General features: G+C 30.6%; 11 protein-coding genes and 3 tRNA genes. 6 read left to right on the forward strand and 8 right to left on the reverse strand.

Annotated elements, in window-relative coordinates:
- Positions 1–7 precede the first annotated feature (7 nt).
- The 4 genes from B0I03_RS00720 to B0I03_RS00735 are packed head-to-tail and all read left to right on the forward strand — an operon-like array spanning position 8 to position 8,161.
- Positions 8–3,673, forward strand: a complete 3,666-nt coding sequence (locus B0I03_RS00720; protein ID WP_111565574.1) for an MMPL family transporter — start codon at positions 8–10, stop codon at positions 3,671–3,673.
- A 5-nt stretch (positions 3,674–3,678) separates the two neighbouring features.
- Positions 3,679–5,196 carry a phytoene desaturase family protein gene (locus B0I03_RS00725; RefSeq protein WP_111565575.1) on the forward strand — a complete coding sequence of 506 codons (1,518 nt, stop codon included), beginning with the start codon at positions 3,679–3,681 and terminating at the stop codon, positions 5,194–5,196.
- Between the two features lie 5 nt (positions 5,197–5,201).
- A complete protein-coding gene (locus B0I03_RS00730; protein ID WP_111565576.1) occupies positions 5,202–6,875 on the forward strand; it encodes a C45 family autoproteolytic acyltransferase/hydolase in 1,674 nt (557 codons plus the stop codon).
- Positions 6,872–8,161, forward strand: a complete 1,290-nt coding sequence (locus B0I03_RS00735) for a phenylacetate--CoA ligase family protein (protein WP_111565577.1) — start codon at positions 6,872–6,874, stop codon at positions 8,159–8,161. The genes B0I03_RS00730 and B0I03_RS00735 overlap by 4 nt, the downstream gene beginning before the upstream one ends.
- Before the next feature lie 7 nt (positions 8,162–8,168).
- Here the strand turns inward: B0I03_RS00735 and B0I03_RS00740 are convergent, their stop codons facing one another.
- The 4 genes from B0I03_RS00740 to B0I03_RS00755 all read right to left on the reverse strand — a co-directional run bounded on the left by B0I03_RS00740 (position 8,169) and on the right by B0I03_RS00755 (position 9,127).
- Positions 8,169–8,798, reverse strand: a complete 630-nt coding sequence (locus tag B0I03_RS00740; protein ID WP_111565578.1) for a 4'-phosphopantetheinyl transferase family protein — start codon at positions 8,796–8,798, stop codon at positions 8,169–8,171.
- Between the two features lie 26 nt (positions 8,799–8,824).
- Positions 8,825–8,907 (reverse strand) — tRNA-Leu (locus B0I03_RS00745).
- A 45-nt stretch (positions 8,908–8,952) separates the two neighbouring features.
- A tRNA-Lys gene (locus B0I03_RS00750) sits at positions 8,953–9,025 on the reverse strand.
- A 29-nt stretch (positions 9,026–9,054) separates the two neighbouring features.
- Positions 9,055–9,127: transfer RNA gene (locus B0I03_RS00755), tRNA-Lys, on the reverse strand.
- Between the two features lie 129 nt (positions 9,128–9,256).
- Here B0I03_RS00755 and B0I03_RS00760 point away from each other — a divergent pair.
- Positions 9,257–9,772 (forward strand): shikimate kinase, encoded by a 516-nt coding sequence (locus B0I03_RS00760; RefSeq protein ID WP_111565579.1) that lies wholly within the window; start codon positions 9,257–9,259, stop codon positions 9,770–9,772.
- Here B0I03_RS00760 and B0I03_RS00765 read toward each other — a convergent pair.
- The 3 genes from B0I03_RS00765 to B0I03_RS00775 are packed head-to-tail and all read right to left on the reverse strand — an operon-like array spanning position 9,764 to position 11,224.
- Positions 9,764–10,258: a phosphoribosyltransferase family protein gene (locus B0I03_RS00765; protein WP_111565580.1), complete on the reverse strand. Its 495-nt coding sequence runs from the start codon at positions 10,256–10,258 to the stop codon at positions 9,764–9,766. The two genes, B0I03_RS00760 and B0I03_RS00765, sit on opposite strands and share 9 nt — an antisense overlap.
- Positions 10,259–10,266: 8 nt before the next feature.
- Entirely contained in the window at positions 10,267–10,833 is a 567-nt protein-coding gene (locus tag B0I03_RS00770) for a methyltransferase domain-containing protein (RefSeq protein ID WP_111565581.1), read from the reverse strand.
- Between the two features lies 1 nt (position 10,834).
- Positions 10,835–11,224: an RNA-binding S4 domain-containing protein gene (locus B0I03_RS00775; RefSeq protein WP_111565582.1), complete on the reverse strand. Its 390-nt coding sequence runs from the start codon at positions 11,222–11,224 to the stop codon at positions 10,835–10,837.
- A gap of 80 nt (positions 11,225–11,304) precedes the next feature.
- Between B0I03_RS00775 and B0I03_RS00780 the strand changes: the two genes are divergently transcribed.
- Positions 11,305–12,318 carry an FKBP-type peptidyl-prolyl cis-trans isomerase gene (locus tag B0I03_RS00780; RefSeq protein WP_111565583.1) on the forward strand — a complete coding sequence of 338 codons (1,014 nt, stop codon included), beginning with the start codon at positions 11,305–11,307 and terminating at the stop codon, positions 12,316–12,318.
- A gap of 229 nt (positions 12,319–12,547) precedes the next feature.
- On the opposite strand, the gene B0I03_RS00785 is transcribed toward B0I03_RS00780, so the two are convergent.
- Positions 12,548–13,258, reverse strand: coding sequence for a DUF4197 domain-containing protein (locus B0I03_RS00785; protein ID WP_111565945.1), 711 nt, complete (start codon positions 13,256–13,258; stop codon positions 12,548–12,550).
- Positions 13,259–13,345 lie beyond the last annotated feature (87 nt).

Below are 13,345 nucleotides of genomic sequence, written 5' to 3' on the forward strand. Positions count from 1 at the left end.
AATTAAAATGCACAAGTTTTTTATTAGGGTTCATTATTTTGTTCAGAATAATAGATTGCTCTCATTAGCAACGGCATTTTTGTTTTTAATAGTGTTTGGTTTTTTTGCTTCAAAAATTAGATTTGAAGAAGATATTACCCGAATTATTCCAAAAAACGAAAACGCAGATGTTGCCGCAAAAGTTTTAAAACAATTAAATTTTTCGGATAAAATTACTGTCATTATTGAAAAAGATAAAAATGGCTCAATTGATGATTTAACGCAAACCGCTACTGATTTTATTGATAGTTTACACACGTGCGAACCTTACATAAAAAATATTCAAGGAAAGGTTGACGATGAGAATATTCAACAAACTTTTGATTTTGTTTACCAAAACTTGCCTTACTTTTTAGATGAAAACGACTATGCAACTTTAGATAAAAAGTTAACCAACGATAGCATTTCGAAACAAGTTGAAAGCAATTATAGAACTTTAATTTCTCCAACCGGAATAATTGCAAAAGATTTCATCGTGAACGATCCTTTAGGAATTTCGTTCATCGCACTAAAAAAGCTTCAGCAATTAAGCATTGGCGATGATTTTATTTTAAAAGATGGATTCATAATCACAAAAGACGAATCCACACTTTTACTATTTATCAATCCAAAATTAAGCGGAAGCGAAACAGAAAAAAACACGCTATTTGTTGATGAATTAAACCAAATAAAATCAAAATTCAATGAAGTAAATAGAGGTAAAGTTACTTTAGACTATTTTGGTTCTTCATTCATTGCAGTTGCAAATGCTAAGCAAATTAAAACCGATATTTTGACTACCATTTTAGTTTCATTAGGAACTTTAATGCTTATTCTAATTGTCTTTTATCGAAAATTACTTATTCCGGTTATTATTTTTATTCCAACCATTTTTGGAGTAGTTACGGCAATTGCTTGCTTGTATTTTATTAGAGGAACTATTTCTGCAATTTCGTTAAGTGTTGGAGCCGTTTTGTTAGGAGTTACAATCGATTATTCGCTTCACATTCTCACGCATTATAAGAATAATAACGATTTAAAAACCGTTTATAAAGATATTACAATGCCATTAGTAATGAGTAGTACAACTACAGCTGTGGCATTTTTATGTTTACTTTTTGTAAATTCAGAAGCATTAAAAGATTTAGGAATTTTTGCAGCAATTAGCGTTGTTGTATCTGCTTTTTTCTCTCTTTTACTAATTCCACATTTGTATAAACCTAAAAACAATACAATTCCAAAGGAAAATGTACTCGATAAATTAGCGGCTTTTTCTTTTGAAAACAATAAGATTTTAATTGGTATAACAACTGTTGTTATTATCATTTCGTTTTTTACGTTTGGAAAAGTTTCTTTCAACAACAATTTATCAGAATTAAATTTTATTCCAGATGAAATTAAGAAAACAGAAGAAAAGCTTGAAAAACGAACCAATCTAACTTCAAAATCTATTTATTTAGCTGCTTATGGAAATTCTATTGAAGAAGCCATTCAAAATAACAGCAAACTTTTTGATAAACTTACACTTGAAAAATCAGAGAACAAGATAATCAACTTTAGTTCTATTGGCGGAATTGTTTTATCTAAAGAAGCTCAAACTGAAAAACTACAATTGTGGAATAGTTTCTGGACAGAAAATAAAAAACAATTTGTTCAAAATGCACTTGTTTCTAACGGAAATGAGATTGGTTTTAAGCCAACTATGCATCAAAGTTTTTACGATTTGTTAAATCAAAAATTTGAATTATTAAGTTTTGAAGATTACAAACAATTAAATGCACTTTTTTTAGATGAATTCGTTGCTTCTAAAAACGGATTTTATACGATAACTTCAGTTGCAAAAGTTTCTGACAAGCAACGCGATAAATTTGTGAATTCAATTGATAGTAAATCCAATGTTTTAGCAATTGACAGGCAACAAATGAATGAAACGTTTTTAGGTAAACTTCGAGACGATTTTAATTCATTGGTAAACTATTCTTTTATTGCCGTTGTTTTGATTCTTTTTGTATTTTTTAGAAGAGCAGAATTAGTTATAGTAAGTACAATTCCAATTGTATTAACAGGTGTTGTAACAGCAGGTGTAATGTGGTTTTTTGACATTCAGCTGAACATTTTCAGTACAATCGTTTGTACGCTAATTTTTGGTCATGGTGTCGATTTTAGTATTTTCATGACTAGCGCTTTACAAAAAGAATATACAACAGGTAAAAACGAAATGCCAACGTATAGAACTTCTATCATTTTAGCAGCTTTAACTACCATTTTGGCTATTGGAGCTTTGGTTTTTGCAAAACATCCTGCTTTAAAATCAATTTCATCAGTTTCGTTAATTGGTGTTTTTGCTGCGTTGTTAATTACGTTTATTTTCTATCCAATATTATTCCGTATTTGCTTTTTTAATCGGGTAAAAAAAGGGAAATCACCTATATCGTTGCGATTGTTAGTACATTCAACTTTATCGTTTTTATATTACGGTTTAGGTGGATTGTTTTTTTCGTTAATTGGGAAAATTATTCTTTTCTTAATTCCTGTTAACAAAGAAAAGAAAATGATGTGGTTTAGAATAATTATATCCAATTTCATGAAATCGGTTTTATATTCTAATCCTTTTGTGAAGAAAAAAATTGTGAATAATTATAATGAAGATTTTAGCAAACCAGCAGTTATCATTTCAAATCATACTTCGTTTTTAGATATTTTAGCAGTTGGAATGATAACACCAAAAATGATTTATTTAGTGAATGATTGGGTTTATAATTCGCCAATATTTGGAAGAGTTGTAAAATTAGCGGGTTATTATCCAGCATCGCAAGGAATTGAAGGAAGTGTGGAACATTTGCGAGATAAAATCGAAAAAGGCTATTCGTTAATGATTTTTCCTGAAGGAACACGTTCGAGTACGAATGAAATTGGACGTTTTTATAAAGGAGCGTTCTATTTAGCCGAACATTTTAATATTGATGTTTTACCTGTTTACATTCACGGAAATTCAGAAACTTTACCAAAAGGTGATCATATTATTTACGACGAAAGCATAACCGTTGTAATTGATAAAAGAATAAAAGCAGATGATACATCTTTCGGTGAAAATTATTCGCAACGAACAAAAGCTATCAATAAATATTTTAGAACCGAATTCAATAAATTACGTTCAGAATTTGAAGACGAAAACTATTTTGAAAATAAATTGTTTCTAAGTTTCTTATATAAAGAAAGAGAAATTATTTCGGAAGTAAAATCAGATTTTTCAGCGAATAAGAGCAATTATTATAAGCTAAATTCGTATATTAATCCAGAAGCAAAAGTAGTTCATATAGCTTCAGATTATGGTCAAATGGATTTTCTTTTAAGTATGCAAGAACCTAAAAGAAAAGTAAAATCTTTTATTTTAGACATAGAAAAAAGAGAAATTGCAAGTTCAAATTATTTGGTAAAAAAATACAACATCAACTATGTTGATAATATGGATACAAGTATTAATGATACGTTATTAATTTCTAATCCAGATTTTAATTTTGAAAACATTCTGAATAGCGTAAATAATTTTCAAACCGTAATTTTGTTCAATTGTTCTATATTATTGCATAAATTTGAACAAACTGGTTTTAAAATTAGTTCAAACGATGATAAAATTATTGTTTTAAAAAAATAAGATAAGTGAAAGATAAATACGACATAGTAATTGTAGGAAGTGGTTTAGGCGGATTAGTTTCATCTATTATCTTAGCAAAAGAAGGATACAAAGTTTGTGTCTTAGAAAAGAACAATCAGTTTGGTGGAAATTTGCAAACTTTTGTGCGCGATAAAACCATTTTTGATACCGGAATTCATTACATCGGAGGTTTATCCGAAGGTCAAAATTTGTACAAATACTTCAAGTACTTAGGTATAATGGATGAACTACGATTGCACAAAATGGATGAAGATGCATTTGATGTTATTTCTTTTGAAGATTCAAATGAAGAATATCCGCATGCGCAAGGTTATGAAAATTTTGTAAATCAATTGCTTAAAAGTTTTCCTGATGAAAAAGAAGCTTTAGAAAAATATTGCAAATTAGTAGTAGACGTTTGTGATACTTTTCCACTTTATAATTTAAATGCTGATGGTAAATATCAAAGCGAAATATTAACGTTAAATGCCAAAGATTCCATTGCTGAAATTACTCAAAACGAAAAATTACAAGCAGTTTTAGCCGGAACCAACTTTTTATATGCAGGAATTCCTGATAAATCGCCTTTTTACGTTCATGCGTTATCTGTAAATTCATACATACAAAGTTCGTGGCGTTGTGTTAATGGTGGTAGTCAAATTACCAAACAATTAATCAAGCAACTTAAAAAGTATGGTGGCGAAATCTACAAATACAAAGATGTTGCTAAGTTTGAAGTTGAAGATAATAAAGTAGTATCAGTAGTAACAAAAGCAAATGAAGTAATAAAAGCAGATTTATTTATCTCTAATATAGATCCAAAAGCTACTTTGAAAATGGTTGGGTTGTCTCATTTTAGAAAATCATACTATGAGCGAATTGATAAGTTAGAAAGCGTAATTTCGGCCTTTAGTTTATATATTGTTTTTAAACCTAATACATTCAAATATTTGAATTATAATTACTATCATTTTAAAAATTCGAATGATGTTTGGACAGCATACGAATATGATGAAAATTCTTGGCCAAAAGCGTATATGGCTTCTATGAATTACTCAGGAAAAAATGTTGAATGGGCAGAAGGAATGACTTTTATTACTTACATGAAATATGAAGATGTAAAAGAATGGGAAGAAACCTTTAACACAACTGCAGAAAAAAGCGATAGAGGAATAAGCTACGAAGAATTTAAAACACAAAAAACTGAAAAATTTCTAAACGAAATTGAAATAAAGTTTCCAAATATTAGAAGTTGCATTCAATCCATTCATACTTCAACTCCGTTATCTTACAGAGATTACATTGGTGGAAATAGCGGAAATATGTACGGATACGTTAAAGATTGTAATAATCCGATGTTAACGTTTATTGCACCTAAAACCAAATTAGACAATTTATATCTAACAGGGCAAAGTATTAATATGCATGGTGTTTTGGGTGTTACTATTGGAGCTGTTTTAACGTGTTCGGAAATTGTTGGGAAAGAATATTTGGTAGATAAAATAAATCAAGAAACGAAGTAAGCATTATGAAGAGTAGAATTGCTTTTCTTTTTTATTCAGCGGTTGTTTTTTTATTGATGGTTTCTTGCGGAATTTCAAAATCTTTAAAACATCAACCAATTACTGCTGGATATGACCAAACAATTCCGGTTGTAGATAAAAAAGCAGCTACATTATTTGTGTCTGGAAACAATTCGTTACTTAAAAATAAACACCAACTTTGGGAACTATATGTAGAAGGCGATCCATTGCAAGTTGGATTAATTTCAGGAGCATTAACTGATTCTTTATTAAAAAAGCAAGAAACTATTTTCTTCTCAAAAATCAAAGATTTAGTTCCATCAGAATCTAAACAAAAGTTTCTGCGTTTCTTTTTAAAATGGTACAATCGAAAGTTATATCTAAATATTCCTGAAGAATACAAAACAGAAATTTACGGTTATTCAAGATATTCTTCAAAAGATTTTGATGCCATTGCGCCCGCATATTTGCGCAGTTTGTATTTGCACGGCGCACACGATATTGGTCACGCTTTGCAAGATTTAGCATTAGTAGGCTGTTCTTCTTTTGCCGCTTGGGATTCAAAATCCGAAGACGGAAATTTAATTTTAGGAAGAAATTTCGATTTCTATGCCGGAGATGATTTTGCCAAAGACAAAGTAATTGCTTTTATAAAACCCACTCAAGGAAATCCGTTTATGATATACACTTGGGCAGGAATGACAGGAGCAGTTTCGGGAATGAATACAAAAGGATTAACGATTACGATAAATGCAGGAAAATCAAAAATTCCTTTAATTGCCAAAACACCTATTTCGGTTTTAGCACGCGAAATTTTACAATACGCAACTAATATTGAAGAGGCCATTGCCATTGCTAAAAAGCGAAAAGTTTTTGTTTCTGAATCAATAATGGTCGGAAGCGCGGCTGATAACAAAGCAATTCTTATTGAAGTTTCGCCTAATAATTTTGGAGTTTTTGATGTTCCAAATAGCAATCAAATTATTTGTTCTAATCATTTTCAAAGTGAAGAATTAAAAAACGATAAACGAAATAAAGACCAAATTAGAGACAGTCATTCAAAATATCGATTTGATAAAATGACGGAATTATTTGATAATAATCCGAAAATTAATCCAACAATTGCTGCAGAAATTTTAAGAAATACCAAAGGCTTAAACGATAAAGAAATTGGATACGGAAATGAAAAAGCGCTCAATCAGTTATTAGCGCATCATGGAATTATCTTTAAACCAAAGGAATTATTGGTTTGGGTATCGGCTAATCCATATCAATTAGGCGAATTTGTTTGTTACGATTTAAATCAAATTTTCAATGAAACTAGAGATGAAAATAGCTTTGAATCGTTTGAACGCGCTGATTTATCAATAGCAAAAGACCCATTTTTAGAAACAGAAGCATACAAAAAATACGAACAATTTAGAATTGAAGATGCCAAAATGGATTCAGCTTTAAATGAAAAGAAATTCATTGATGCAAATCAAATTAAGGAATATCAGTCTTTAAATCCGTATTTTTGGGTAGTTTATTACAAAGCAGGTTTATACTTTTACAACAATAAAGATTTCGGTCAAGCTAAAACTCAATTTGAAAAGGCTTTACAATGCGAAATTACGACCTTAACAAGTAAAGTTCAGGTTGAAAAATATTTAAAAAAATCAATAAAGAAACTGAAATGATACCACATATTGAAAAACAAACAACAGCTGAAATTAAAGCATTTCAAGAATTGAAATTGCAGGAAGTTTTGCAATATGTAAGTGCAAATTCGGTTTATTATCAAAATTTATTTCAAGAGCATAACATTGATATTTCTAAAATAAATACGTTAGAAGATTTACAACAAATTCCAACAACAACTAAGGAAGATTTACAACGAAATAATGATGATTTTTTGTGTGTTCCAACACATAAAATTATTGATTTTGCAACAACTTCTGGGACTTTAGGTGATCCTGTAACTTTTGGATTAACCGATAACGATTTAGATAGATTAGCTTACAATGAAGCCATTTCGTTTGATTGTGCTGGAATAAAAGAAGGCGACATTGTGCAACTCATGACCACAATGGACAGAAGGTTTATGGCTGGTTTAGCTTACTTTCTTGGTCTTAGAAAAATGAAAGTTGGCGTAATTAGAGTAGGAGCAGGCATACCAGAATTACAATGGGATTCTATTTTGAAATACAAGCCAACGTATTTAATTACAGTTCCATCATTTCTTTTAAAACTTATTGAATACGCAGATTCTCATGGAATCGATTATAATGATTTAGGAATTAAAGGTGCAATTTGTATTGGAGAATCGTTGCGTAATCAAGATTTTTCAAATTCTATTCTAGCAGATAAAATTACCAGTAAATGGAATATTAAATTATTCTCAACTTACGCATCTACCGAAATGAGCACCGCTTTTACTGAATGCGAACATGGAGTAGGAGGTCATCATCATCCAGAATTGATTATTGTTGAAGTTTTAGATGACGAAAACAAGCCTGTTAAAGAAGGAGAAAGTGGCGAACTCACAATTACTACCATTGGCGTTGAAGCAATGCCTTTAATTCGCTTTAAAACAGGTGATATCGTTAAGTTGCATACAAACTCTTGTGCGTGTGGTAGAAATACACTTCGTGTAGGACCAGTTGTAGGAAGAAAACAGCAAATGATAAAATACAAAGGCACTACTTTGTATCCGCCAGCAATGAATGATGTATTGAATGATTTTGGAGCTATTGATAATTACTTAATCCAAATTTATACCAATGATTTAGGTACGGATGAAATTGTAATTAAAATAGCAGTTAATTCGCCTACAGAAGAATTTTTAACTGAAGTTAAAGATCATTTTAGAGCTAAACTACGTGTTACGCCAAAAATTGAATTTGTTTCCAAAGAAATTTTAAATCCAATTGTCTTTAATCCGATGAACAGAAAACCAACACGTTTTGTAGATTTAAGGAAATAACTTTTTTTTATTCAATTACATAAGCTAAAACATAGTTTTCTATGGTTTCAAGATGGATTGTATAACTAGTTTTTTTGTTATTAATCTCAACATTTGCAATGCATGAATTTGCATTTACTTGAAAAGGTTGTATTGAAATGTTTTCTTTAAAACTAACATCGTTTTCTGGAATTAACTTAAATAAAGCTTCTTTTATTGCCCATGCAAAAGTGGTTAGTGTAATTGCACTTTCCTTATTTTCTTTAGTATTCAGAATAAAATCTTCATTAAAGAGAAGAGAAATGTTTTTTAGGATTTTTTCGCTCTTCATTTCAATGTCAATCCCAACATTATTATCACTAATAATTATACAAGCAAACTCATGAGAGTGTGAAATCGATATGTTTTTACCGTTCTTTAGAAGTGGTTTTCCAAAAGAATCATAATATAAATCAGAATCTGTATAGTTGATTTCATTTAATAGCCTTCTAACAGCTAAAAAGCCTTTTATATGGTTTTCAGATTTCATTTTAACCAATCGATTGGTAGAAATTTCATTAAGAAGAAGATGTTGTTTTAAATCGGAAATTTCTTCATTTATTTTCCATAAATAAACAGAAGTATTGTTTGGAAGTAAAATTTCTTTAAAAAATGGCATTAAACGTATTATTTAAAGATTAAAAGTGACCAAGGAGGGATTTGAACCCTCACGCCCTTACGAGCACCACCCCCTCAAGATGGCGAGTCTACCGTTTCTCCACTTGGCCTTAAACAACAAAGACGTTGCACTGCAACGTCTTTTAAATTTTTTGTGACCTGGCTGGGATTCGAACCCAGGACCCCATCATTAAAAGTGATGTGCTCTACCAGCTGAGCTACCAAGTCAATGCGTTCAAGAAATAAGTTTTATGTAGTGACCTGGCTGGGATTCGAACCCAGGACCCCATCATTAAAAGTGATGTGCTCTACCAGCTGAGCTACCAAGTCATTTTATTTCCTTGAATGCGGGTGCAAATATATAAACATTTATTTATTTTGCAATGGGAATTTCTTATAAATTTGTCTTTTTTTACAATTAATTTCTTAACCCTTTAATTTATAAGGGATTATTTATTTATGAAAATAATATTATTAGGGTACATGGGTTGCGGTAAGTCGGTAATAGGTACTTTTTTAGCGGAAAAGCTTCAAATTCCTTTCTACGATTTAGATCGAGAAATTGAAAAAGAAACTCAAAAATCGATTGCTGAATTGTTTCAAACAAAAGGTGAAATTTATTTTCGTAAAATAGAAAATGAAGTTTTGAAAACCTTTTTAGCGAAAGATAATGACTTTGTTTTAAGTTTAGGAGGAGGAACACCTTGTTATTACAGTAATCATGAATTATTACTTCAAGAGGATGTGTTTTCTATTTATTTAAAAGCTTCAGTTGATACATTGGTAAGTCGATTGATAAACGAGAAAGCCCAACGTCCTTTGCTTCACAATCAAGATGAGGTTAGTTTGAAAGATTTTATCAATAAACATTTATTCGACCGAAACTTTTATTATCATCAGGTCACGAAAATAGTTACTGTTGATGACAAGTCGGTCGAACAAATTGCAGATGAAATTAAGGCTTTATTAGCTTAAATAAGCATAAGAGTTATTCTCTTCAAAAACAACTTGAATGTGTTCTTGTAAGGAAGTCGACAATGATAATCCTTTGAAATCAGCCTTTACAGGATATTTTTTATGATTTCTGTCTACTAAAACTGCTGTTTTAAATTTGCTTAATGGTACTTCTAAAAAGTGTTTTACACCATAGATTAAGGTAGTTCCAGAACTCAAAACATCATCAATTAAGATTAAAGCTTTGTTTTGATAATATTCTGAAGATAAGGAAGTGGTTACAACATCTTGTGGGTTTTGTTTATTGATTTTAACTTCACAAAGTGTCACTTTTAAATCGGAAATCAGTGCCAATTCTGCTGCTACTTTTTGAGCAAAAATATAGCCGTTATTTGCAATTCCAGCCAAAATTACTTCCTCTTCATTAACAAAGGTTTCGTAAATTTGGTAAGCAATTCGTTTGGTTTTGTGTGTAATTTCTTTATGCGTTAAAATAATATTTTCCATGTGTGTTGTTATTTGACTTCAAAGATAAAAAAGAGTTCCTTATTTTCTCGTGGCTTTATTGAATTATGTGCTTTTTCTAACGTTTTTATATTAAATTTATCCGAAAACAAATTCAGATATTCAGATGTTGAACCTCCAAATGGAGGACCTTCAGTAGTTAATGGAAAGTCAAATAATAATCCAGCAAGTTTCCCTTTCGGATTTAAAAGCGAAGCCATTTTTTCTGCATATTGCGGACGCATTTCAGGTGACAAGGCACAGAAAAACGTTTGCTCTAGAATTAAATCAAAATTCCTATCTAAAGTAAAAAAATCGGAATGAATTAAATGTGAAGCAAATTCTGGTTTCCTAATTTTAATATTATTTAAAGGAGTTTCTGCAATATCGATTACATAAACATTTTGAAATCCGTTTTCAACTAAATAGTCAAATTCATATCCATTTCCGGCACCGGGGATTAAAATTTGGATGTTTTTATCGGTCAATTGATCAATGTATTCTTTTAAAGGAGTTGTTATTGTTCCAGCATCCCAACCTGTTTCCCCTTTTTTATAGCGTTCTTCCCAGTAATTCATTTTATTCAATTTCTTTAGTTTCAATATTGTCATCTAAATAATCGTCTATATCTCTACGTTCTTTTTTAGTTGGACGACCAGTTCCGTTGGCTCTGTAATGTTCTTTAGAAAGTTTTAGTAATTCTAAATGCTCAAAAGCTTCTTTTGGCGTTTCGTCTTTTCGATACATATCCAATAGTTTAGCTCCTAAACGATTTTGCGGAACGTCTAAAATGGTTATTTTAAAGTTAATTTGGTCTTTGCGTAATGTAATTTTATCAGACGGAAAAACCTCTCTAGAAGCCTTTGCTACCTGACCATTAACGGTTATATGCCCTTTTTTTACAGCCTCTGTAGCTATGCTTCGAGTCTTGTAATAACGTAAACACCATAAAAGTTTGTCTATTCGCATAATATAATTCAAAAAACCATGTTAATATTTCTACAAAAATAAATGAAAATTGTATCTTGCGCCCATAAAAATTATAATTAATGAAGAGTTTAATTAAAATAGCACTGGTTTTAGGTTTATTCGTTGGAGTTTATTCATGTCAAGATGATAACGAATCTACTACCATACCTGACCGTCCATATGAAGAAGTGTATTTGGAAGATATAGCTGAAATTGAAGATTTTTTACATACACATTATGCAACAGTAGATTCTGAATATAACGTTACTTTTACACAAATACCTGAAGGTGGTTCGCAACAACCAATCTGGGATATGCCTGAATTAGATACAATTCAAAGAAAAAGGCATGACATAACTTATACGATTTACTATTTAAATTTAAGAGAAGGAGTTGGTGAAAATGTTACAAGAGTAGATTCTTCTTTTGTCTCATATAAAGGCTTTACCGTGTCTAAAAAGACTGTTGATGGTGTAGATACTTATGAGCAAACTGTTTTTGATGAGGCTCAGTCTCCATATTGGTTTCCTTTGGATGAGGTTATTAGAGGTTGGGGAGAAGTAATACCAAAATTTAAAACAGGAACTTTTACGGCTATGTCAGATGGAACCATTTCATTTAATAATTTTGGAGCTGGTGTAATGTTTATTCCTTCTGGTTTGGGTTATTTCAGTTCTGGTTCTTCAAAAATTTCGTCTTATACACCATTAATTTTTTCTTTTAAATTGCTTAGTTTAAGAAGAATGGATCATGATAGAGATGGTATTTTATCAATGGATGAATATGGAGACCCGTTAGATAATGACAGATTTAGTAAAGATCCAATTGATACAGATGAAGATGGAAGACCTGATTATTTAGATGTTGACGATGATGGAGATGGTGTTTTAACAAAAGTTGAAAGATCTTTTACATATTTAGATGGTTCTGAAACTAAGACAGCATATTATCCTTATTTTGGCGCTTTAGTAGATGACCTTTCTACTCCTTATGATGAGACCAGAGGGATACCAAGTTGCTCTGGAGATTTTTCATCTTCAAATAGAGTAAGAAGGCATTTGGATAAAACATGTAAGCCACCTTATACAAACTAAAAAATAAAGCCGCTATTTCTAGCGGCTTTATTGTATAAAAAAACTCCGATTTGCATCGGAGTGATTTTTTCTAAACTAACCCTAACTAAATGAGAAACTTTCTCTTATTACAATGCAAATATCCGATGATTTTTTGAATTCTAATGTTAAGGATGTGTTATTCTTATGTTATTGATTGCTAAATTTTTACAAAAACTTTTTTTCTGTAAATAAAGAATTATAAAAACAATTATTTTTTGTCTTGTAAAGCAAAAACTTTCTTTAATAAATCAGAACTTCTGGATGATAAATTAGTTCTGATATCTTTCTCTTCTACAGCAATCATTTTGAAAACACCTTCCATTGCTTTGTTGGTTGTGTAATCCGTTAAATCAGGATTCACTTTTTTAACTAACGGAATCGAATTGTATTTGGTAATAATTTGACTCCAAACTTTATCTGCACCAACTTTCGTGTACGAATTTTTAATAACGGGATTAAATTTTGCATACAAAGCAGTTGAAGTCGTGTTTTGTAAATATGTTGTTGCCGAACTTTCATTACCCATTAAGATGTTTTTGGCGTCGTTAAAAGTCATTTGTTTTACTGCGTCCACAAAAATAGGTGTCGCTTCTTTAACAGCATCTTCCGCAGCACGATTGATGACTTTTAAACCTTCATCGGCTAATTTACTCATTCCTATTTGACGAAGCTTTTTATCAACGGTTTGAAGTTCTTCGGGTAATAAAATTTTTACAGCTTCATTCTTAAAAAAGCCATCTGTCGCTGTTAATTTTGAAACTTGCTTGGTAATTCCATTATTCAAAGCTTCTTTTAATCCGCTACCAATTTCTGCCTGACTCAAAACGCCAGTTCCTTGTGGTAATTGATCTAAAACTTGTTGCATTTCGGCACAGCCAAATAAACTAAAGGCAAATAAACTAAGTATTATTTTTTTCATGGTTTTATATTTTGTTAACGTAATTACAAAGATAGTGCCATTTTTCATTCGAATTTATTCTAAAATTTGAATGAAATAAAATTATTA

The organism is Flavobacterium aquaticum (assembly GCF_003259835.1).
GTDB classification, from domain to species: domain Bacteria; phylum Bacteroidota; class Bacteroidia; order Flavobacteriales; family Flavobacteriaceae; genus Flavobacterium; species Flavobacterium aquaticum.